The organism is Bacillus litorisediminis (assembly GCF_022808645.1).
Classification (GTDB): domain Bacteria; phylum Bacillota; class Bacilli; order Bacillales; family JC228; genus Bacillus_BF; species Bacillus_BF litorisediminis.
The window spans coordinates 1-21550 of sequence record NZ_JAKZKT010000044.1; the positions used below are offsets into that span (position 1 = coordinate 1).

Below are 21550 nucleotides of genomic sequence, written 5' to 3' on the forward strand. Positions count from 1 at the left end.
CATATACACGTAACTCCATTTCTTTTGTCTTGTTTCTCGACAATTCAAGTATAAAAGAATTGGATGTTTACGTGTTTTTTTTATGAATAAAAAGTTGTGTTCAAACCCCAACAAATATTATAGAGCCAAAAAAACTGCGTAACTTTGTGATCGAAGTTACGCATTTATATGTTTATTGAATTATTGTTGAGCTTTCAATGTTTCAATATCTGGTTCTGAACCAAACCATTCTTTATAAATTTCAGCATAGGTTCCGTTCTCAAAAATAGTATTAAGAGCTTCATCAAATTCAGCCTTCAATTCGCTATCCTTAGGGAACATGACTCCGTAAAATTCTGATGCAAACGCGTCTGCATCTTCTACTACCTTTAGATTTTGATCTGGGTTATTCGCTACATATTCTTCAATAACTGTATTATCTGCTACAACAGCAGCTGCTCCGCCTTGTAACAACTCTTGAATTGCTAGATTATTATTATCAAATTTTTTGATATTCTTATTATTTTTACCAAGTAATCCTTCGACCGCTTCATCACCAGTAGTTCCGCCTTGTACAGCCACTACCTGGTCTTTTAAATCTTCCGCTGATTGAATGTCACTTTCTTCAGGAACTAAAATTTTATTAGTGGATAAGAAGTATGGATGTGAAAAATCATAGGATTGTTTTCTTTCCTCAGTGATCGTGATAGCAGATATAGCTAAATCTGCTCTCTTAGACTCAATTTCAACAAAAATAGGATCCCAGCCAACATTTTCAATTTTCAGCTCGTATCCGGCTTCTTCAGCTACTGCATTGATAAAATCAATGTCAAAACCGACAATTTGGTCACCCTCAAGGGATTCAAAAGGAGCATAAGCTGCATCTGTGACCACCCGTAATGTTTTTGTTTCAGGTGTGTCATCGCCTTCCCCTCCGGAACCTGATTGTGTGTTTTCATTAGCAGTTCCGCAAGCAGCTAAGAGCAGCATTAAAGAAGTAATAATGGCAAATATAAAATATGGCTTTTTCTTCATTTCATGTTCCCCTTCCTTTTATTTTGAGCTTTTCTTATAAAAGCACTGATACTTTAGTAATAATTTTTATATTTAAACTATACGTCATCCAGTTTACTTATGCAATACTCACTTTAGTATATTAAACTGATATTATATTGAAATAATAACAAAACTCCTTGTATACCAATAGGTTATGGGATTTTCAAGATAAATAAAATAATATTCTGAAAGTATAATCAATACATTATTATTCATATATAATACATTACTGAAAATTGAGAATTATTTAGGCTTGCGCTTGACAATAGCAAAAAACAGCACTCCACCCACTGTAAATATGAATGAAGTGCTGTTCTCTTAGTGTACCAGCTTTACAACTGGCATATTTTTAAAGTTAAACTACTGTCTAGCTTCTATGAAACTTCTAAATAGGATTGTTGAACCAATTCATTCTGTGGAATCTTCCACAGCTTACTCCATTTATAAATCGATGCAATCAGGATTACCACACCAAGAGTAAGCATGATAATAGACAGAATTCCATTTAGCATATTATATCCGGCATTTTCTGGATTCCAGTAAACATTTTGAATCATCCAGAATCCAGCTACGTTTACTGTTACATATAGGTACGCAAGAGGAACAAGACAAGTTAGCATATACCAGCGCTTATTCGCAATTTTTAGGATAACCGTTGCACCTACAATTAGACCAATGGATGCCATTAACTGATTCGATACGCCAAAGAGCGCCCAAACAGAGCTAATATCACCCGAGTATAGCAGGTAACCCCAGAAAAGACAGGCTAATGCACTCGCAATAATGTTCGCTGGAAGCGAGTCTGTCCGTTTTAAAGGTTTAATGAAATCTCCAAAGAAATCTTGGATCAAATATCTTGCCACCCGTGTTCCTGCATCGATTGCAGTTAAAATAAAGACAGCCTCAAATAAAATGACAAACTGATAGAAATAAGAAGCTAATCTTTCGAAAATCTGAATTTCCGTAAAGATATACGTCATCCCTACCGCTAATGTAACCGCTCCACCAGTTCTTCCTTCAAGGTCCATCCCAACACTTTCACTGAGCTCAGCTAAATGAACGGTTTCCATTCCAAGCTGTTCGAATTTTTCCGGTGTTGAGTTAATTGCAAAATAATCGCCTGGCTGTAAGGATACAGCAGCAATTAAGGCCATTACCGCAACTAAACATTCTACGAGCATTCCTCCAAATGCAACACCTTTTGCATCACTCCAGCGGTTAATCATCTTTGGTGTTGTTCCGGAACCAACGAATGCATGGAAGCCTGAAATTGCCCCACAGGCAATGGTAATTGAAATGAATGGCCATACTGGTCCGGCGATTACAGGACCGCCGCCATTTATAAATTCAGTAAATGCAGGAAACTGAACAGCAGGGTTTACCACGAAAACCCCAACAATTAAAGCCGCAAATACCCCAATTTTCATAAATGTACTTAAATAATCACGCGGTGCCAACAGTAACCATACCGGCAGCGCAGCTGCAAAAAATGCATAAAGAGGAAGAATAATTGCAAGGGTACTCTTCTCAAATGTTAATAAATCTCCAAGCCATGTACCTTGGATATTATGACCAAAAATGACTGCTAGTAATATAAGTCCGAAACCTACTGTTGTAGCTGCTTTTAAATTTCCTGTCTTTTTGTGATACAGCCCGACTGCCATCGCGACAGGAATCGTAATTCCTACTGCGAAAGTTCCCCACGGGTTTCTTTCTAATGCACTTAAAACCACAAGGGACAAGCCAGCCATTGTAATCGTAATAATGAACAGCATAGCTAAGCCTGCACAAAATCCTGCCACAGGACCTAGTTCTTCTTTTGCTACCTCTGATAAAGATTTTCCATTTCGCCGCATTGATGCAAAAAGGACAACTAAATCGTGGACAGCACCACCAATTACAGCACCAATTAGCAGCCATAATAATCCTGGCAAATAGCCGAATTGTGCCGCCAAGATAGGACCCACTAACGGTCCCGCCGCAGCAATCGCCGCAAAATGGTGACCAAATGCAACCCATTTATTGGTGGGTACATAGTCTTTTCCATCTTCAAATTTATGGGCTGGAGTTGGTTTTGAATCATCGATCTTCAATACCTTTGCAGCCATAAACGTGCCATAAAGGCGATAAGCAATTAAAAGGATACAGATAGCACCTATAACAATTGTAACCGCATTCATTTTGCATTTTCCTCCCATTCATTTTGTATCCCGCGCGTCTATCATATTAAATGAAAACGCTTCAAACCTGTTTTCATAATAAAATACCAAAATTGAATGATAGTTTGCAGAAAAATGAAAATGAAATACAGTCATGTTAAATGCCTAGGAGGTTTTTCATGTCCTTTACATAGGTTCGGCTTACTGGTACTTTTGAGCCGTCTTTCAATATTAAGTTAAAGGTAGAGTTAAACCACGGCTCAATTTCTACAATAAAATCCATGTTCACAATATAACTTCGATGTACACGGAGAAATTGGTTTTCACTCAGTTTTTTCTCTAACAAAACGAGTGCTTCATTCACTGTATATTCTTGTTTGACTGTTTTAATCTTAGTCTTTCCTTCAAATGATTCCAAATATTGTATGTCTGATAAGGAAAGCAAAACAATTCTATCATCAACGGGTACAGCGATTTTGCCACTTCGCTCGTTTTTTATAGAAGGGTGAAACGGAATCGTCTTATTCTCGATTTCCCGTATTTTTTTAACTTTATCCAAAGTCTTTTGAATCCGATCCTCATCAAACGGCTTTAATACATAGTCAACGGCATTTAAATCAAAAGCCTGAACGGCATATTCATCATAGGCAGTTGCAAAAACAACGGCAGGAGAAGGTTCAAGAGATTCAAGTTGTTTCGCTAAGTTTAGTCCGCTATCGCCAGCTAATTCAATATCCAAAAATACGAGATCTGGCTTTAGCTCCGGAATTTCTTTAGCTGCACTTCGAATAGAGCCGCTTTCTCCTAAAATATTGACTTGCCTGGTTCGAGACAGCAGATATTTTAACTCATCCCTAGCAAAAGGTTCATCATCCACAATATAGACTTTTAACATTTCTCCGAAAACCTGCTTTCCCTTCAAATAATTTATCTTTGTATGTTACAACTATAGTATATTATAATCCTAAGGTGTAGTTCTTTAATAAAAGATTACTATTATAAATGGTGCTATAAATAATAAATTCAGGTAACAGCGTGACCTTTCCTGATAGATAGTCAGAAAATAGAGGAGTGTACATATGGAAAACTGGATCACAGATATTATGGAACAATTCGGCTATTGGGGTATTTTGTTCTTAATTGCTCTTGAAAACGTCTTTCCCCCCATCCCTTCTGAGGTTATTTTAACATTTGGAGGTGTGATGACCACTCAGACTGACCTAACGGTTGCAGGGGTTATCACATTTGCCACTTTAGGATCTGTCGGCGGTGCTATGATACTTTATGGAATCGGACTGCTGCTTGATGTGGAACGATTGGAAAAGATTGTGGACAAGTGGGGGCATATTTTAAGGATTACAAAAGAAGATATTCACAAAGCCGATGCCTGGTTCGACAAATACGGTGTATGGACTGTGTTTTTCTGCCGTCTTATTCCATTAATTCGCAGTTTGATTTCCATTCCGGCTGGTATGTCTAATATGAATTTTGGGCTTTTCCTATTATTTACGACGCTTGGAACACTGATTTGGAACATCATTCTTGTTAACCTTGGTGCGGCACTGGGGAATTCATGGGAAACGATTGTCCACTATATGGATATCTATTCTAATATTGTTTATGCTCTCTTAGCAATTCTATTTATTGCTGTTGTTGTTTTATATATTCGCAAACGGAGATTACGCAGCTAAATCTTTCAAAGAAGCGCATCACTCATATTGTGATGCCTTCTTTTTTTTCTAAAACACAAGGCAGTCCCTCTCCTTCTAATCCGTTATGAATCCCCTTGCAACTGTCCATAATGATAAGGATGTATGAGGAGGGGTTCTTTTGACTGACCGCTTGTTTCTGCTATTTTTAAGGCTGCCCTTAGTTGGCAGGATACTTTTTATGGCCACGATTACCATTGTATTTTTTGGAATAGCCATTCATTTTGTTGAACCAGATTCTTTTCCAACTATCTTTGATGGGATATGGTGGGCGATTATTACCGCATCTACTATTGGCTATGGGGATTTTGTGCCAACAACATTTGAAGGGAAATTGGTCGGTATATCATTAATCGTTGTTGGGGCCGGGTTTGTTTCTACCTATTTTGTATCGCTTGCTGCTACTGCGGTGCAAAGACAAAATGCTGTGAATGAAGGCAAAGTGGCCTATGCCGGCAAAAAAGAACATTTGATCATTGTCGGCTGGAATGAAAGAAGCCGGTATATCATAAAAGAACTGACACTTCTTTACCCGGAGATTCGCATCGTTTTAATTGATAGTACATTAAGAGAAAAACCGGTTCCTGACGTTCAAGTTCATTTTATAAGAGGAAGTGCCGATCAAGATCATATATTACAAAAAGCAGGAATAAATAAAGCACGGACCGTAATAATTACGGCTGATCCAAGTGTAAGTGAAGTCCAAGCGGATATGCGGTCAATCCTGCAGCTGATCGCGGTAAAAGGTTGTAATCCCTCGATATATAGTGTTGTTGAGATTTTAACGGAAAAGCATCTCAATAATGCGATACGGGCAGGTGCGGATGAAATCATCCAATCGAATTACCTTGCAGGATCCGTTTTACTAAATACCCTAGCTAATCACGGCATTTCGAAAGCTCTATCAGCTATCTTAAGTCAAGATCATGGCAGCAAAGTAGAATTTATTGAGGTTCCGGATGAACTGACAGGCCATACATTTTCTATGATTATGCAGAAGTTTTACCAAGATGAAGTGATTGTAATTGGTATTAAAAAAAGAGGGGAAACATTCGTTAACCCTCCTTTCGATACAAAAATAGAAGCTGGAGATGAGTTATTGCTAATCAGAGGTCATTTTAAGAATAAGTCTTCCAGCTCCTGAACTAATGACTTGCCAAGATCAATATATTCTTCAGGAAAACTGGCATCCTCATCGACTGGTTCTTGGAACTGATTTGTCATCCCGGACAAAAGACCGGTATCCGCTTCTTCATCCAGTCCGCGCTGATATTTATGGGAGAGAAGGAGAGGTCTGCCTATTTCTACAGTAGCGCCCAATGAATCTAGCTGACCATCAACGGCTGTAAATGGAATACGGAGAAACTGATAGCCAACCCGATCGTCGATTAAATAATCAAAATAACCATGATCATATTCCCAGTTGGATCCAATAGTATAGCCTCTTGGCTTGAGTTTGTCTTCAAGCCGATAGAGAGAAAAATGCTTTCCTTCTAATTTGGATGGAATTTCAATCATCTGAATAACCCCTTTTCCATATTTACCTGTTGCTTAGTGTTACCTATATGGAAAGGGATTATTTATTTTTAATGCATGCAAGAAAAAGTCCGCATGATGGAATGCGGACTTTTTGAAACATAGGGACGGTTCTTGCGTTTCAGCAGTATGGATGAAACACAAGAACCGTCCCCCTGTTTCTTTTTTATAAGCGTTCTTCTAATTTTTTCTTTTCTTCTTCAAAGCCTGGTTTGCCTAAGAGGGCAAACATATTTTTCTTGTAGGCTTCTACTCCTGGCTGATCGAATGGATTGACTCCTAATAAGTAGCCGCTCATTGCACAGGCCTTCTCAAAGAAATACACTAAATAGCCAAATGTGTACTCATCCATTTTAGGAATTTCTACAACTAAGTTCGGAACTCCCCCATCTGTATGAGCCAACAGCGTTCCTTGAAATGCCTTTTTATTGACAAAGTCAACGGTTTCTCCGGCCAGATAATTTAAGCCATCCAAGTCATTTTCTTCAGCTTCAATTGTCAGTTCATGTCTTGGAGTTGTTACATTAATCACCGTTTCAAACAGGTCCCGCCGACCCTCTTGTATATATTGTCCTAGTGAATGAAGGTCGGTTGAGAAGTTCGCAGATGAAGGATAAATTCCTTTTTGATCCTTTCCTTCACTCTCGCCAAACAGCTGCTTCCACCATTCTGAAAAGTATTGCAGACCTGGTTCATAGTTAACTAATAACTCAACCGTTTTCCCTTTGTTGTATAAAATATTGCGCACTGCTGCATACTGATAGGCTTGGTTATCTTTGAGATCACTCTTGCTGTAATCTTCTTGAGCCTTTCGGGCACCTTTCATCATGTCTTCGATGTTCGCGCCACTGACTGCAATCGGCAGTAAGCCAACTGCGGTTAAAACAGAATAACGGCCACCGACATCATCCGGGATGACAAACGTTTCATAGCCATTTTCATCCGCCACCGTTTTAAGAGCCCCTTTAGCCTTATCCGTTGTCGCATAAATCCTTTTTGCAGCTTCCTCTTTTCCATATTTTTCAATTAATAGTTTTCTAAAAATCCGAAATGCAATGGCCGGTTCAGTCGTTGTTCCGGACTTTGAAATAACATTAATTGAGAAATCCTTATTCTGAAGAAGATCCATTACATCCTTCATATAGGTAGAACTAATATTGTTGCCTAAGAAAATCACCTGTGGTGTTTGTCTATCCTCTTTTGACAGTACATTATAGAAAGAATGATTAAGCATTTCGATTGCTGCTCGTGCTCCTAAATAGGAACCGCCGATTCCAATAACAAGCAGAACATCAGAATCTCCTTTGATTTTTTCAGCCGCTTTTTGAATCCGGTTAAATTCATCTTTATCGTATTTTTCTGGCAGGTCAATCCATCCTAAAAAGTCACTGCCAGCCCCTGTTTTTTCATGTAACGCGTTATGTGCTGCCTTCACAGCATCCTGTAAGTATGTAATCTCGTGTTCACCAAAGAATGCAAGTGCCTTTGAATAATCAAAACGAATATGTGTCATAACGGACCCTCCATTGCTCTTATGTATTCGGTCATTATCACTTTACAGAAGAGTGAAATGAGAATCAAGTGTTCCGATGCGCTTTTACATCATTTCGAACTTTAGAACTGAATTGGAGTGGGTGATTGGTATTTTTACCCTGCCATCCGTAGCAGAACCAAAATAAAAGGAGAAGCCTCACAGCTCTCCTAATCTTTCTTTTATAAAGACGCCCGTAAAATACTTAAAACATCCTCTTTCTTTAGTTTCTGGAAGTTCCCAAATTCTCCTCGTGCCATGGCTTTATCAGCAATCTCATCTAAGCGGGAATCATCAATCTCATAATCAGCAAGACGGCTTGGTGCACCGATTGAACTCCAGAAGGAACGCAAGGCTTCAATTCCCTCAAGCGCCACTTCTTCATCAGATTTTCCTTCTGGATTCACACCAAATACCCGGACTGCCAGCTGCTTCATTCGTGACGGATTGGTAGCAAGCGTATGTTTAATCCAATTTGGGAATAGAATTGCTAAGCCACCCGCATGCGGTATGTCATAGACAGCAGAAACTGCATGCTCAATATTATGTGTTGCCCAGTCCCCTCGATACCCCATTTGGAGACTTCCGTTCAATGCGATCGTGCCATTATAAAGAATCGTTTCTCTTAGTTCGTAGTTTTCTAAGTCATTTACGAGCTTTGGTGCAGCTTCGATCACTGTTAAAAGTACAGATTCACACATTCTGTCTTGCAGCGGTGTATTCGTCACGTTGTGGAAATATGACTCTAGGACATGTGACATCATGTCGACGATGCCATAAATCGTTTGATTCTTTGGAACCGTAATCGTATGTGCAGGATCTAGAATTGAAAATTTAGGGAAGGTAAGCGGACTTCCCCATCCATATTTTTCATGGGTTTCCCAATTCGTAATCACTGACCCTGAATTCATTTCTGACCCAGTAGCAGCAAGAGTCAAAACCGTTCCAAATGGAAGTGCTTTTTCGGGAATTGCTTTCCTGATAACCAAATCCCATGGATCCCCATCATACATGGCACCTGCGGCAATTGCTTTTGTACAATCGATTACACTGCCCCCGCCAACTGCCAATAACACCTCAATCTTTTCCTTTTTACAAATCTCGACCCCTTTTCGGACCGTTGAAATACGCGGGTTTGGCTCAACACCAGGAAGCTCCAGAACTTCAGCTCCCATCTCTTCAAGAGTTGCCAAAGTTCTGTTATAAATACCATTTCGTTTGATGCTGCCGCCTCCATAAACTAACAGTACCTTTTTTCCGTATTGCGGTATCTCATTTTTAAGTTCAGCTAAGGTGTCCTTGCCGAATATTAATTTAGTTGGATTGTGATATGTAAAATTTTGCATCTTATCTGCCTCCTTTAATTTTTATTATGCGATAGGGTAATTTGAAATGCAAAGAATGTAACCTCTGATTTTCCCGACAAACCTTGCTTGTGTTTTTATTATCAAAAATGATAATATAATATTGATTGATAATATTTGATAACGAGGAGGTTCAAATTGAAAAAAATTGATGCCATTCTTCACCCTGTTCGTTTTAAAATTATTCAGCAATTTCTTGACGGCCAGAACCGTACCGCTAAAGATCTGGCAATAAAATTACACAATATTCCCCAGGCCACTTTGTATCGCCACATAGATACTCTTGTAAAAACTGATGTACTAAAAATAATTGAAGAAAACCAAATCCGGGGCACAATCGAGAAGGTATATTCATTGAATTTGTCTGCGGTTCATTTAACGAAGGATGACCTCATTGGACTTAATAAAGAAGATCATTTGCAATTATTTATGGTTTTCACGGCACAATTATTGCGGGACTTTGAAGAATATTTAGACCAGGATGATATTGATTTCGAACGGGATGGCGTTGGATACCGGCAAGGTGTTCTATTTTTAAGTGACAGTGAATTCGAGGCATTCATTGCAGATCTAAAACAAGTTCTTCAAAAATATATACAAAACACGCCGAATTCAGATAGGAGAAAAAGGTTGATTTCTACTATTATGATGCCAGTGGTTGAAGAGGAGAAAGATGATGACAAAAAGTGAAGGTGTAACGATTCACGGAGCCTATCCTTTGAGCGGAACTCTTACTTATCCGGAAGATACAGCTAAGTCAGCTCCAGCTATCCTGATTATTCCGGGAACAGGGAAATCTGACCGAGACGGTAATGTAAAGAGAATGAAGATGAATCTGTATAAAGACCTTGCTGAATATTTTACATCGCGCGGATTCATTACATTACGATATGACAAACGGGGAACCCACCAAAGCGGAGGAAATTTTTATGAAACGGGAGTCTATGATTTAATTGATGATGCTGCAAACTGTATTGGATTTTTACAAGATCATCCAAAAGTCAATAAAAATAAAATTTTGATCCTAGGCCATAGTGAAGGTGCATTACTGGCTCCAGCCGTTCATAAACAAAAGCCGGTTGCCGGACTCATATTACTTGCAGGGGCTGCAGAACCATCAAATCAATTATTGCCCCGGCAATCGGAAATAGCCTTGTCAGAAATAGAGCAAACAAAGGGATTTAAAGGCTGGTTATTTAAGGTTTTAAATGTGACGGAAAAAGCAAAGAAGCAAAACAAAGCCATTATGAAGAAAATAATGGAGTCTAGTCAAAGTGTAATTAGGATTAAAGGGGCCAGATTCCCGGCAAAGTGGATCAGAGAACAAATGAGATATAATGTCTGTGATTATTTAGAACAAACGACTTGCCCTGTAATAGCCATTACCGGTGAAAAGGATCTTCAGGTACCGCCTGAACAGGCCCAGCGAATTGCTGAAATGGTAAAAGGGGAAGCTGAATGGCATATTATTCCTGATATGAATCATATTCTCAGGAAATACCAAGGCACCCATACGATGTTAGGATTGATAAAAGAATATAAATCCCAACTGAATGAGCCGATCTGTCCCGAGCTATTTCAAACGATTGATTCCTGGCTAAAAAAGCGCTTTAGCTGATCATTCTCCTCTAGAAAAAGGTCGACGACGTATAATTTGTACGTAATTGCTCATTCTAAAAAAGAAACCATCCGTTATTAAAGGAGGAGTCATCATGAGCGCTATTCAACGTATTGCACTTGTCCTTACTATTATTGGAGCTATCAATTGGGGTCTGATTGGATTCTTTCAATTTGACCTCGTTGCAGCCATTTTCGGTGGTCAAGATAGTGCACTATCACGGATCATCTATGGCTTAGTAGGTATTGCAGGTCTGATCAACCTGGGGTTATTGTTTAAGCCAAATGAAGAACTCGAGCGAGAACCCGAAGCAAGACCTACCCGATAAAATAGTTTAAATAAATAACAATTAATTGTTACTGGTGAAAAAAGGGCAGCCCCTGTTGCGAAAATAGAGGCTGCCCTTGTATTTTTACATCGATTTAATTATTGTACCTGCATAAGCCATTTTATAGTATTCCATTGCCATTTGACATCGCAATGGACTAAGATAGTACCTTTACTATTCGTTCAATTGCCCAATCCAATTCTTCCTTCGTAATGACAAGCGGAGGAGCAAATCGAATCACATTATCATGGGTTTCTTTACATAATAGGCCTTCTTCTTTAAGGGCTTCACAATATGGTCGAGCAGCCTCTTTCAGTTCAACCCCGATAAATAAGCCCCTCCCTCTTACTTCTTTAATAATAGGATTCTTTATATTGTTAAGTTTTTCTAAGAAATATTCGCCAAGTTCTAAAGATTTTTCATGTAATTTCTCTTCTTCTAACACTTCCAATGATGCAATCGATACGGCACATGCCATTGGGTTACCGCCAAAAGTAGATCCATGTGAGCCTGGGTTGAACACTCCAAGTACATCCTTGTTTGCTGCTACACAAGAGATTGGGAATACACCACCGCCCAACGCTTTCCCTAAGATATACATATCAGGCACTACATCTTCCCATTCGCAAGCAAACATTTTACCTGAACGTCCTAATCCCGCCTGGATTTCATCAGCAATAAATAAAACATTTTGCTTTTGACAAAGCTCATAAGCCTTTTTCAAAAATCCTGCAGGCGGAATCACAATCCCAGCTTCCCCCTGAATTGGTTCGACTATAAAAGCTGCCGTGTTTGGAGTAATAGCAGCCTCAAGTGCATGAATGTCCCCGTAAGGAATAAGCTTAATTCCTGGCAGCATTGGACCAAAGCCGCGCTTATATTCTGCTTCAGAGGAAAGCGAAACCGCTGTCATTGTACGGCCGTGAAAGTTCCCTTCACACCCGATAATTTCAGCTTTATTTTCTTCTACTCCCTTTACATCATAAGCCCATCTTCTAGCCGCTTTTATAGCAGTTTCCACAGCTTCAGCACCTGTATTCATTGGAAGAACCATTTCTTTTTGGGTTAATGTGCAAACTTTTTCTAACCAAGGGCCTAATTGATCATTATGAAAGGCACGTGAAGTTAATGTTACGCGATCTGCCTGTTTTTTTAAAGCATCGATAATTTTGGGATGACGGTGTCCCTGATTGACAGCAGAGTACGCACTAAGCATATCCATATAACGGTTTCCTTCAGGGTCTTCAACCCATATTCCCTCCGCCTTTGAAACCACGATTGGAAGAGGATTATAGTTTTTTGCGCCGTATTTTTCCGTTACTTCAATGAGACTTTGTGATTTTGTCTGAATCGTCATTTTAGTCCCTCCTATAAAATGAACTCTTCTTCTATTGTACATGATAAGGACTTTTTATTTGAAGTAAGTTTATATATTCAAGTCGTTGCAAGAAAATACAGGAGAGCCAAGACGCCGTCTGGCAGGCTTGAAACAGCAAAAAAATAAGCCCCACAAGGCTTATTTCTTAATTAAATCTTCCCTTTTTGACTGTTCAATCCACTCTGTCAATTTGTCCTTTAATGTATTGAATCCGCTTGGAGCTTCTTCGGCCTTAGGCTGAACCTGACGGGCAGGTTTTGGTTTACGAGCGGATTGAGGTTTGGCTTGCGCTTCTTGAGTAGCTTTAATTGAAAGAGCAATTTTTCCGCTTTCTTCTTCAACAGATAAAACTTTAACCTGAACTTCGTCTCCTACTTTTAAATGTTCATTAACATCTTTAACGAAACCGTGCGTAATTTCTGAGATATGAACAAGACCCTGGGTCTCATCGTCAAGGGCAACGAATGCTCCGTAAGGTTGAATTCCCGTTACCTTTCCTGTGTGTACTGAACCTACTTCATATTGATTTGCCATGGTAACACTCCTAATTAACTATTTATCCTATTAACAAGCATTTATAGATTATACCATACGATAGGAACACGGGCAAAAATACAAGTAAATGGTATAAATTGGAACGATCAATCTTATTCACGTATAAATGAGGTAAATGTGGTTAAACTGTTTAACAGGCTTTCTAAGTATTCCCCCTTTTTGGCAGATAAGCTTCTTGCTTATCTGTTTTTTTATACTCTCATTATTTGTTTTATCCGAAAGTCCTTGGGTAAAATAAGGGAAGATGAACAGGGGGGATGAACGTTGACTGAGGTTGGAGCCATCCAGCAAATAAACGGAACCGAACTTTACTATGAATACCATCAGAATGAGGATTCTGAAGAAACCATCCTCTTAATACATGGTTTCCTGTCGTCCAGCTTTAGTTTTAGACAGCTCGTTCCTTTGCTAAAAAAAGAGTATTCAGTCATTTCTGTTGATATTCCGCCATTTGGAAAAAGCGGAAAAACAACAACTTTCAAATACTCTTATCACAATATGGCCAAAACGGTCCTCCAATTACTAAACATTTTAGGGATTCAGCAAGCCTTTGTTATCGGTCACTCGATGGGTGGCCAGATTTCTCTTAATATGGCACATTTAAAACCAGCTGCCATTAAAGGAGCCGTTCTGCTATGCAGTTCTTCTTATTTAAAACGCATAAAAAATTCTATGAGATATTCCAGCTACCTGCCTTTTTTTCACCATTATGTAAAGCTGTACTTAGCGAGATCAGGAGTGGAAGAAAATCTGAATCGGGTCGTCTATAATGCCCAATTAATCGACAAAGAAATGATAGATGGCTATATGCAGCCTTTTTTGAATAATGATATTTTTAAAGCATTAACAAGAATGATTCGTGACCGTGAAGGAGATCTGCCAACCGAGATTTTACAAACGATTCGGGTACCATGTCTTTTAATTTGGGGGGAGCACGATCGGGTCGTCCCGCTTCATGTTGGCAAAAGGCTGCATAAGGATCTCCCCAACTCTAAATTAGTTGTTTTAAAAGATGCTGGACATCTGGTCCCCGAAGAAAAGCCAGAAGAGGTACATCATCATATCAAAAGCTTTATTTCCTCATTAGAGCAAGTTCATGTGTAATTATTGAAAAAAGGATCAGACATCGATGTCTGACCCTTCTTCTCAATATTTTCTAAGTACAATCGGAAATTTCTTTAATATATTGGAGCTTCCCCGCTACTTCTTGGCATTCCCCTAAGGATAACCATTTTTCAAACGAATGCTCAAAAATGATTTGTATCTCTTTTCCTAACTTATTTCGGTCTTTATGTTTATGAACAGCCTGAATAATATCCGCAATTTCCGTTTCGTATTCCCCAAACTGAAAAGGATCCCACTCTATAATTAATTTTCTCATTTGCTGATGTGCTTCTTCAGTTCTCATTTTAATCACCTAATAGTTCCGTTTTTCTCTCAACTATTTTATCATGAAAATAGAGAAAAGAAAGTAGGATTCATTGGAAAGGAGATTATGTATGACTGATTTTAATACAATCTACTCTCGACAAGGTACATATGCTGCAAAATGGGATGGGGCCGAGTTTGTTTTTGGGCAGCCCAATCTGCATCCAATGTGGGTTGCCGATATGGACTTTCCTCCACCAGAAGCAGTTGTTGAAGCTTTACGAAACCGTGTCAATCATAAGATCTTCGGCTATACAATAACCCCTGACTCCTTAGTAGAAGCTGTTTGTGCCTGGGAACTGAAACGGTATCAATGGAAAATCGATAAAGAATGGATTCTGTTTAGTCCTGGCGTTGTTGCATCTATTTCGGTGGTGATTCAGGCTTTGACTGAAGCAGGTGACAAAATTTTAATGCATTCTCCGATATATCCGCCTTTTTTTGGGATAACTGAGGCTAATTCCCGTGAGGTCATATACTCAGCATTACTGGATGAGGAAGAACAATATCAGATGAATTGGGATGAGTTTGAAAGCCAATTACAATCAGGAGTAAAAATCTTTTTGCTCTGTCATCCGCATAATCCAAGCGGCAGAGTTTGGACACGCGAAGAGCTGGAGCGAATGATCGATCTCTGTAAAAAATATGATGTGACGATCCTTTCCGATGAAATTCATTGTGATCTTACAATGCCAGGATTTCAGCATATACCGATTGCATCTGTCGATCCTTCTTATCAGAACAAAATCGTCACATTTATCTCTCCGACAAAAACATTTAACTTAGCAGGACTTCATGCCTCATCGATGATTATACCCGACGAAAATCTTCGTAAGACCATTGAATCGTTTCAAAGCAGGCAGGGTTTTCATGGGCTCAACCTGTTTGGAATGGTTGCAATGGAAGCAGCCTATGTTCATGGAGCAGAATGGTTAGATGAACTGCTTATCTACCTGCAAGAAAACATTCGAACCGTGCAGGACTTTTTAGCAGATCGTCTGCCTAACATTAAAATGAAACAGCATCAGGCTACCTATTTACTTTGGTTAGATTGCCGTGGATTTGGAGTCGATCAGGAAACCCTTTTTTCTGCAATTTTAAATGAAGGAAAGCTAGCTTTAGAAAACGGGGTGAAATACGGTCCTCAGGGAGAAGGTTACGTCCGAATGAATATAGCCTGCCCGAGACCTTTATTAATGGAAGGCCTGAATAGGCTTGACCGGGCTTTATCTCGTTTTTCATCATAACCCCGCTATACGCGGGATTATTTTTTTACAATATAAGATCAAAGTATATCGTTTTATTTGCATTATTTACCGTTTGCTCGTTCTGGTCTTTTCCTTTTGGTGTCAAAGAAATGTCCGCTCTGCCCTCATGCTGTAATAGGTCAGCCTCTGACTCCCGATGTCGGATTCATGAATGATCTCTTCAATATCATTTGAATTGAACGAAAAAAATCCTCTCACAATTTGAGAGGATTTTTTAAGTGGTCAATCCACCTGTATTATTCTTCTTCACCCGTATCATCCTGAGCACCGGTTTGTCCCGGTTTTTTTTCGGCAGAAATTTCACCGCAGGCAAGTCTCGCCCCAGAATCACCGGCTGGCTGCGTCATCCCATCATCCGGATTCTCATGAATGACGATGCTGGTTCCTTCCTTTGTGAAGAGGGACGTTTTTTCTGTTGTCAAAGTTACATTAGGTGCAACAAGATCAACCTTTACAGAGCCATCTTCTTTAACGATTAAGTTAGGAAGGTCTCCGGCATGTGCACCTTTTGGATTTAAAAGACCATGCTCTTTATCTTCTGGATTAAAGTGATCCCCGGCTGATAAAAATTCTGGCGGTTCACATGTCCCTGCCTCGTGGATATGAATCGCATGGGTTCCTGGCGGTAATCCTTTAAGGTCTACCTTTACTTTTACACCATCTGCCTGTTCCTCTAGCTTAATCGTCCCTAACGAATCTCCATCTGGGTTAATCATATCTACATCGATTTTCTTCGGCTTTGGATTCGTCACACATCCTGCTAAAAAAAAGACGGTGATGACGACGATTAATTTTCTCATATGATCGCCTCCGCTAACGTTGTCTGTTAGCTATCATCACCAAAAATGACGCTCAATAAACCAAGGACAAAAACAGGCAATTAATCCTTTTGTTCACTATTAGCGTCCAAATGTTTGAACTTTTCTTCTTCCTTTTTCGAATGTTTAATAAAAAAACGCATCGCTATGAATGCCCCGGCTACAAAGATAGCCGTCATAAGCACAGCTGGGATATACTCTGATTTGTCCTCCGGGAAGTATAAAAACATTGCTAATATGGACCAGTTTATCATGATCAACTCTAATCCCTTCTAACTAAGATTATCCCTTATGCACTGTAATAGACTCAATCGTAACAGGCTCAACAGGCTTATCATTTGGACCGACTTGAACATTTGCAATCGCATCTAGCACATCAAATCCTTCAACCACCTGGCCAAATACCGTATGTCTGTGATCTAGCCAAGGAGTCCCGCCCTCTTTTATATATTGATCGATCGCAGCTTGCGGGAAACCAGCCTGTTCTAGCTGAGATTTAAATTGCGGATTCAATTCATCAGATTGAACGATAAAGAACTGACTGCCATTTGTGTTTGGACCGGAGTTTGCCATCGAAAGCGCTCCTCTGAAGTGGAACAATTGAAGTGAGAATTCATCTTCAAACGGATGGCCGTAAATACTTTCTCCGCCCATTCCAGTTCCCATTGGGTCTCCCCCTTGAATCATAAAACCTTTAATGACGCGATGGAACGTAAGCCCATCATAATACCCATTCTCACTATGAGTCACAAAGTTTTCTACCGCTTTCGGTGCATACTCGGGAAAAAGCACAAGTGAAATGGTACCTTTTGATGTATTCATATCTAATCGGATAATAACTTCTTTTGAATGGTCAATCTGAGGTAATACGTTTGGATTCGTCATCTTATTCTCCTTTTTATTAAATTCCATTTTTATAATACATGAAATCCAATTGAGATGCACCATTCATGGTACAATATAAAAACAAATACATAGGGTAGGTAATTTTTGAAAATTAGAGAAACACGAAAGGGGAGCCCTTATGGAACTTAAAATAGGCGATACCGTGACAGCCATTTATAAAACCGGTCAATACTATGGCGAAATCACAAGAGAACTGGAAAATCATTATACAGTTAGAGTGTTAGCTGTTAAAAAGCACCCTATGCAAGGGGATTTACATCACCCGAAAGATGCAGAAGTTCCATTTTTTCATGAACGAAAAGCCCTTGCATACCGGGAACAGGCAAATGTTCCGAAGCCAATGGTTAAGCCCTATTCAGAACAGATTCCAGATTACAAAGAATCTCTGGCACAAGCAATCTCCAGCTTAATCGAAAGTCTTGAAATAGAAGACACGTCTTTTGCCAAAAAAAGCCTGGCTTGTCTTGAGAATCTGAAAAATGAATATTTTAAGTGAAAAAGGACAGGGAAGCTGTCCTTTTTATGTATATAGCACATGTGATCTTATATACCTTTTGTGGAAGGGATTTCAAGTGGAGACAAAGAGGACATACGAGCTGTTATTTACTGAAAATGACCAATAATTCATGTGATTTTGCCTTTGATAACGGAGCCCATGAGACTGTCGATTAATAGCAAACAGCTAAAAATCGCTTGATTTTTTCAAAAAAATCAACTCAAAATTGCTGTGTTTTTACTAAATAAAGGAATTGATGTCCGTAAACCTTTGGAATCCGCGGGGACACAAATGTTTGCGGACATACGATCCGCTACCCTGAAAATGTATCCTCTTTTTTAGCCGTCAAACTTAGTAATGGATCCTCATTCCCTTATTTGTTCAAAAATCTTTGTTTGGAGCATGGTTTCGGTTCCTGGTTCCGTTATTTCCCTTTTTTTCGTCAAATTTGATTGGTTTTGGTACTAATAGCGGAATCAGAATCCGCTTCAGCCCCTGAAGTACAGATTATCGTTCTAATAACGGAATGAGGATCCGCTTTAGGAACCACTGAATATTGATTTTTATGCTATTACAGTACCAGATAGTGTTAAAAATTAACCTCACATAATGTATAATCAAATGCTGTTTTCGCAAAGATTGTTGTTTTTTTATGATTAATTTTTACTAAAGAGAGAGCCCTTGATTCAGACACAAATGCCTTTGAATTCAGTAAACCTGTCCGAATACGACCTTGATTCAGACACAAATGCCTTTGAATTCAGTAAACCTGTCCGAATACTACCTTTATTCGGACACGAATGACTTTGAATTCAGTAAACCTGTCCGAATACACCTTTTATTCGGACACGAATGACTTTGTAATTGGTAAACCTGTCCGAATACTCCCTTGATTCGGACACGATTGACTTTGAATTCAGTAAACCTGTCCGAATACTACCTTGATTCGGACACGATTGACTTTGAATTCAGTAAACCTGTCCGAATACGACCTTGATTCGGACAAGAATGACTTTGAATTCAGTAAACCTGTCCGAATACGACCTTGATTCAGACACAAATGCCTTTGAATTCAGTAAACCTGTCCGAATACTCCCTTGATTCGGACACGATTGACTTTGAATTCAGTAAACCTGTCCGAATACTACCTTGATTCGGACACGATTGACTTTGAATTCAGTAAACCTGTCCGAATACGACCTTAATTCGGACACGAATGCCTTTGAATTCAGTAAACCTGTCCGAATACGACCTTGATTCGGCCACAAATGACTTTGAATTCAGTAAACCTGTCCGAATACGACCTTAATTCGGACACGAATGACTTTGAATTCAGTAAACCTGTCCGAATACACCCTTGATTCGGACACGATTGACATTGAATTCAGTAAACCTGTCCAAATACGGCCTAATGTTGGACACAATTAGTCTAGAGTAGTATCAATGATTACGAAGAAATCAATTCCGATGGTATTAGGGTATTAAGAGAGAGTAAATAATCGACAGTCTCCCCATGTCCTATAATTGCCTTATTTTTCAGGAATAGCGGAACTCATGTCCATAACAACCCCAGTATCCCCACCCACAAAGCAGGCGCTATTTTCTTCGGAATTTTGTTATCCGATTCATATCCCAATTGTCCTCACATAAAAATATTTAATAAACCGAAAATTTCGTGAGTCGAACATCTTTCCAAACCCCTCATATTGTTTTATAATTATTTTGACAATCGAAATAATTTAAAGAAGGTGTTTATCATTTCTACGGAAAAGCGAAACCTCATCATCATGTGGTCAGCTAACTTCTTAGTTTCTGCCAGCGCGACGATGATTATGCCTTTTCTTTCGCTTTATATTGAAACATTTGGAGATTTCAGTGAAGAATATGTACAAAGATGGGCAGGTTTTGTGTTCGGAGTAACATTCATAACTGCTTTTCTTTTTTCTCCAATCTGGGGAAGAATTGGTGATAAATACGGCTACAAACCAATTTTATTAATAACTGGATCTGGGATTGCGATAAGCATCTTTCTAATGGGATTTATGGAATCGGTTATGGGACTGTTTATCCTGAGGTTTGTAATGGGAGCTGTTACGGGGTTCATTCCAACCTCTATGGCTTTAATTGGTTCCCAGACACCTAGAGCCCGTGCAGGAAGAATATTGGGTACTTTACAAATGGGCACAGTATCAGGAGGATTACTGGGTCCGCTAATGGGCGGAATGTTGGCTGATGCGGTTGGATTTGAGTATACATTTATTATTACGTCACTATCAATTGCACTGGCTACTATCTTTGTAGCAGTTGGAATCAAAGAGGTAAGGAAAACAGAAAAAGAAAAGAAAGAGTCGATTCACTCAGCTAAAGAAGTTCTCTCCTTCATTTTCCACAATCGTGTCCTAGTGACAGTGATGGCTATATCACTGATTGTCCAGGTCGCTAATTTTACCATCCAGCCTTTACTCGCACTTTATGTAAATGAATTAACACATGCGGAAAATATAGCGTTTCTGGCAGGATTAGCATTTTCAGCTACTGGTTTTGGGAATTTATTAGCTACCAGACAATGGGGCATTCTGGGAGATAAAATTGGCCATGAAAAAGTTCTGCTTGTTCTCCTTGTCTGTGCGTCTATCCTCTTTATTCCACAAGGATTAGCCACTCATTTATGGCAGCTGGTCTTGTGCCGGTTCCTATATGGTATGGCAGTCGGCGGAATTATCCCTTGTGTCACAGCTTATATGCGGCGTTCAGTTCCAATCCATATGCAGGGGGAAGTACTCGGGTATAACACAAGCTGCCGTTTTTTAGGAAATGTAATTGGACCCGCTTTAGGCGGGATAGTCTCAGGATTTTTAGGGATTGCCCCTGTTTTCTTTATTACAAGTCTTCTGCTTTTGCTTGGATTTTTCTTATTATTCTGGAGCGTTCGGAAAGAGAAGGAAGAGGATCATCACTCCATGGTCCACCATTAAAAAAGCAAGTAAAAAAAGAGGGATTGACCTTGTGTCGATGCCTCTTTTACATATGTCCTCATGAAGCTGTAGAAATTCGAACGTATTCTCGCGACTTATATTTTTTATAAACCTTTTTATTTTCATTTAGATTTGTTTCCGTACTAATGGGGACAAGTTCAATATCCTGGAATTCATCCCATTCAATAAACTCTCTTTTTTGCTGTTCGTTTGCAGCCCATCCCATTATAAACAGACCAAAAAACACAATGGCGCATACCGTAATTTTTTTAAACATCATAATCACCAATCATAGTTTTTACATACTCATTCATTTTTATACAATCCATTTTTGATGAAACCTTATTAAATAGGAAGTAATTATTTTTCACTTTGAAAAATTTGAATATTTTCTCACAAATGGGGCTTAGGACATGCATTCAGCCCATCATTCATGTATAATGAGG

Annotated in this window: 22 protein-coding genes; 9 read left to right on the forward strand and 13 right to left on the reverse strand. The window is 39.2% G+C overall.

All coding sequences use genetic code 11. The annotated features are described in order from the left end of the window. Positions 1-180: 180 nt before the first annotated feature. The 3 genes from MLE14_RS17900 to MLE14_RS17910 form a co-directional block, all read right to left on the reverse strand. On the reverse strand, positions 181-1014 hold the full coding sequence (locus MLE14_RS17900; protein WP_243299787.1) for a basic amino acid ABC transporter substrate-binding protein: 834 nt from the start codon (positions 1012-1014) through the stop codon (positions 181-183). 395 nt (positions 1015-1409) lie between these two features. Beyond that, positions 1410-3215, reverse strand: coding sequence for a carbon starvation CstA family protein (locus MLE14_RS17905; protein WP_243299788.1), 1806 nt, complete (start codon positions 3213-3215; stop codon positions 1410-1412). A 136-nt stretch (positions 3216-3351) separates the two neighbouring features. Continuing rightward, positions 3352-4089, reverse strand: a complete 738-nt coding sequence (locus MLE14_RS17910; protein ID WP_243299789.1) for a LytR/AlgR family response regulator transcription factor — start codon at positions 4087-4089, stop codon at positions 3352-3354. Between the two features lie 184 nt (positions 4090-4273). Between MLE14_RS17910 and MLE14_RS17915 the strand changes: the two genes are divergently transcribed. Beyond that, positions 4274-4885 (forward strand): DedA family protein, encoded by a 612-nt coding sequence (locus tag MLE14_RS17915; protein ID WP_243299790.1) that lies wholly within the window; start codon positions 4274-4276, stop codon positions 4883-4885. A 139-nt stretch (positions 4886-5024) separates the two neighbouring features. Beyond that, on the forward strand, positions 5025-6047 hold the full coding sequence (locus MLE14_RS17920; RefSeq protein WP_243299791.1) for a potassium channel family protein: 1023 nt from the start codon (positions 5025-5027) through the stop codon (positions 6045-6047). On the opposite strand, the gene MLE14_RS17925 is transcribed toward MLE14_RS17920, so the two are convergent. The 3 genes from MLE14_RS17925 to MLE14_RS17935 all read right to left on the reverse strand — a co-directional run bounded on the left by MLE14_RS17925 (position 6017) and on the right by MLE14_RS17935 (position 9316). Next, complete coding sequence (locus MLE14_RS17925; RefSeq protein ID WP_243299792.1) at positions 6017-6421, reverse strand: YugN-like family protein; 405 nt, start codon at positions 6419-6421, stop codon at positions 6017-6019. The genes MLE14_RS17920 and MLE14_RS17925 overlap by 31 nt on opposite strands. 184 nt (positions 6422-6605) lie before the next feature. Beyond that, the gene (locus tag MLE14_RS17930; protein ID WP_243299793.1) at positions 6606-7952 is read right to left on the reverse strand and encodes a glucose-6-phosphate isomerase; all 1347 of its coding nucleotides are present in this window, start codon (positions 7950-7952) and stop codon (positions 6606-6608) included. Positions 7953-8152: 200 nt separating this feature from the next. Beyond that, positions 8153-9316, reverse strand: a complete 1164-nt coding sequence (locus tag MLE14_RS17935; protein ID WP_243299795.1) for an iron-containing alcohol dehydrogenase — start codon at positions 9314-9316, stop codon at positions 8153-8155. Between the two features lie 156 nt (positions 9317-9472). Here MLE14_RS17935 and MLE14_RS17940 point away from each other — a divergent pair, with 156 nt between their 5' ends. The 3 genes from MLE14_RS17940 (at position 9473) to MLE14_RS17950 (ending at position 11280) form a co-directional block, all read left to right on the forward strand. Continuing rightward, the gene (locus MLE14_RS17940) at positions 9473-10024 is read left to right on the forward strand and encodes a helix-turn-helix domain-containing protein (RefSeq protein ID WP_243299796.1); all 552 of its coding nucleotides are present in this window, start codon (positions 9473-9475) and stop codon (positions 10022-10024) included. Next, positions 10011-10952 (forward strand): alpha/beta hydrolase family protein, encoded by a 942-nt coding sequence (locus MLE14_RS17945; protein WP_243299797.1) that lies wholly within the window; start codon positions 10011-10013, stop codon positions 10950-10952. Before MLE14_RS17940 ends, MLE14_RS17945 begins: the two co-directional genes overlap by 14 nt. Positions 10953-11046: 94 nt before the next feature. Next, positions 11047-11280, forward strand: a complete 234-nt coding sequence (locus MLE14_RS17950) for a DUF378 domain-containing protein (protein ID WP_243299798.1) — start codon at positions 11047-11049, stop codon at positions 11278-11280. Positions 11281-11437: 157 nt separating this feature from the next. On the opposite strand, the gene MLE14_RS17955 is transcribed toward MLE14_RS17950, so the two are convergent. Continuing rightward, positions 11438-12637 carry an ornithine--oxo-acid transaminase gene (locus MLE14_RS17955; RefSeq protein ID WP_243299799.1) on the reverse strand — a complete coding sequence of 400 codons (1200 nt, stop codon included), beginning with the start codon at positions 12635-12637 and terminating at the stop codon, positions 11438-11440. 159 nt (positions 12638-12796) lie between these two features. After that, positions 12797-13192, reverse strand: coding sequence for a S1 domain-containing post-transcriptional regulator GSP13 (gene yugI, locus MLE14_RS17960; RefSeq protein WP_243299800.1), 396 nt, complete (start codon positions 13190-13192; stop codon positions 12797-12799). A 285-nt stretch (positions 13193-13477) separates the two neighbouring features. On the opposite strand from yugI, the gene MLE14_RS17965 reads away from it, so the two are divergent. Beyond that, complete coding sequence (locus MLE14_RS17965; protein ID WP_243299801.1) at positions 13478-14317, forward strand: alpha/beta fold hydrolase; 840 nt, start codon at positions 13478-13480, stop codon at positions 14315-14317. 52 nt (positions 14318-14369) lie between these two features. Here the strand turns inward: MLE14_RS17965 and MLE14_RS17970 are convergent, their stop codons facing one another. After that, the gene (locus MLE14_RS17970; RefSeq protein WP_243299802.1) at positions 14370-14621 is read right to left on the reverse strand and encodes a DUF1871 family protein; all 252 of its coding nucleotides are present in this window, start codon (positions 14619-14621) and stop codon (positions 14370-14372) included. Positions 14622-14712: 91 nt separating this feature from the next. On the opposite strand from MLE14_RS17970, the gene MLE14_RS17975 reads away from it, so the two are divergent. Next, the gene (locus MLE14_RS17975; protein ID WP_243299803.1) at positions 14713-15888 is read left to right on the forward strand and encodes a MalY/PatB family protein; all 1176 of its coding nucleotides are present in this window, start codon (positions 14713-14715) and stop codon (positions 15886-15888) included. A gap of 257 nt (positions 15889-16145) precedes the next feature. On the opposite strand, the gene MLE14_RS17980 is transcribed toward MLE14_RS17975, so the two are convergent. The 3 genes from MLE14_RS17980 to MLE14_RS17990 form a co-directional block, all read right to left on the reverse strand. Beyond that, entirely contained in the window at positions 16146-16709 is a 564-nt protein-coding gene (locus MLE14_RS17980) for a superoxide dismutase family protein (protein ID WP_243299805.1), read from the reverse strand. An 80-nt stretch (positions 16710-16789) separates the two neighbouring features. Further along, entirely contained in the window at positions 16790-16981 is a 192-nt protein-coding gene (locus MLE14_RS17985) for a hypothetical protein (RefSeq protein ID WP_243299827.1), read from the reverse strand. A 28-nt stretch (positions 16982-17009) separates the two neighbouring features. Further along, a complete protein-coding gene (locus MLE14_RS17990) occupies positions 17010-17612 on the reverse strand; it encodes a peptidylprolyl isomerase (protein WP_243299807.1) in 603 nt (200 codons plus the stop codon). 139 nt (positions 17613-17751) lie between these two features. Between MLE14_RS17990 and MLE14_RS17995 the strand changes: the two genes are divergently transcribed. Continuing rightward, positions 17752-18129: a kinase-associated lipoprotein B gene (locus MLE14_RS17995; protein WP_243299809.1), complete on the forward strand. Its 378-nt coding sequence runs from the start codon at positions 17752-17754 to the stop codon at positions 18127-18129. Between the two features lie 1757 nt (positions 18130-19886). Then, positions 19887-21104: an MFS transporter gene (locus MLE14_RS18000; RefSeq protein WP_243299828.1), complete on the forward strand. Its 1218-nt coding sequence runs from the start codon at positions 19887-19889 to the stop codon at positions 21102-21104. Positions 21105-21162: 58 nt separating this feature from the next. Here MLE14_RS18000 and MLE14_RS18005 read toward each other — a convergent pair whose 3' ends face one another. Beyond that, positions 21163-21381, reverse strand: coding sequence for a hypothetical protein (locus MLE14_RS18005; protein WP_243299811.1), 219 nt, complete (start codon positions 21379-21381; stop codon positions 21163-21165). Between the last annotated feature and the right edge of the window lie 169 nt (positions 21382-21550).

Excerpts from the sequence above, each read along its gene's own strand:
- MLE14_RS17900 (WP_243299787.1), bottom strand. The coding sequence starts at position 1,014 with ATGAAGAAAAAGCCATATTTTATATTTGCCATTATTACTTCTTTAATG.
- MLE14_RS17990 (WP_243299807.1), bottom strand. The coding sequence starts at position 17,612 with ATGACGAATCCAAACGTATTACCTCAGATTGACCATTCAAAAGAAGTT.
- MLE14_RS17970 (WP_243299802.1), bottom strand. The coding sequence starts at position 14,621 with ATGAGAACTGAAGAAGCACATCAGCAAATGAGAAAATTAATTATAGAG.
- yugI (WP_243299800.1), bottom strand. The coding sequence starts at position 13,192 with ATGGCAAATCAATATGAAGTAGGTTCAGTACACACAGGAAAGGTAACG.
- MLE14_RS17930 (WP_243299793.1), bottom strand. The coding sequence starts at position 7,952 with ATGACACATATTCGTTTTGATTATTCAAAGGCACTTGCATTCTTTGGT.
- MLE14_RS17945 (WP_243299797.1), top strand. The coding sequence starts at position 10,011 with ATGACAAAAAGTGAAGGTGTAACGATTCACGGAGCCTATCCTTTGAGC.
- MLE14_RS17955 (WP_243299799.1), bottom strand. The coding sequence starts at position 12,637 with ATGACGATTCAGACAAAATCACAAAGTCTCATTGAAGTAACGGAAAAA.
- MLE14_RS17905 (WP_243299788.1), bottom strand. The coding sequence starts at position 3,215 with ATGAATGCGGTTACAATTGTTATAGGTGCTATCTGTATCCTTTTAATT.
- MLE14_RS17995 (WP_243299809.1), top strand. The coding sequence starts at position 17,752 with ATGGAACTTAAAATAGGCGATACCGTGACAGCCATTTATAAAACCGGT.
- MLE14_RS17980 (WP_243299805.1), bottom strand. The coding sequence starts at position 16,709 with ATGAGAAAATTAATCGTCGTCATCACCGTCTTTTTTTTAGCAGGATGT.
- MLE14_RS17915 (WP_243299790.1), top strand. The coding sequence starts at position 4,274 with ATGGAAAACTGGATCACAGATATTATGGAACAATTCGGCTATTGGGGT.
- MLE14_RS18005 (WP_243299811.1), bottom strand. The coding sequence starts at position 21,381 with ATGTTTAAAAAAATTACGGTATGCGCCATTGTGTTTTTTGGTCTGTTT.
- MLE14_RS17975 (WP_243299803.1), top strand. The coding sequence starts at position 14,713 with ATGACTGATTTTAATACAATCTACTCTCGACAAGGTACATATGCTGCA.
- MLE14_RS17935 (WP_243299795.1), bottom strand. The coding sequence starts at position 9,316 with ATGCAAAATTTTACATATCACAATCCAACTAAATTAATATTCGGCAAG.
- MLE14_RS17950 (WP_243299798.1), top strand. The coding sequence starts at position 11,047 with ATGAGCGCTATTCAACGTATTGCACTTGTCCTTACTATTATTGGAGCT.
- MLE14_RS17910 (WP_243299789.1), bottom strand. The coding sequence starts at position 4,089 with ATGTTAAAAGTCTATATTGTGGATGATGAACCTTTTGCTAGGGATGAG.
- MLE14_RS17985 (WP_243299827.1), bottom strand. The coding sequence starts at position 16,981 with ATGATAAACTGGTCCATATTAGCAATGTTTTTATACTTCCCGGAGGAC.
- MLE14_RS17925 (WP_243299792.1), bottom strand. The coding sequence starts at position 6,421 with ATGATTGAAATTCCATCCAAATTAGAAGGAAAGCATTTTTCTCTCTAT.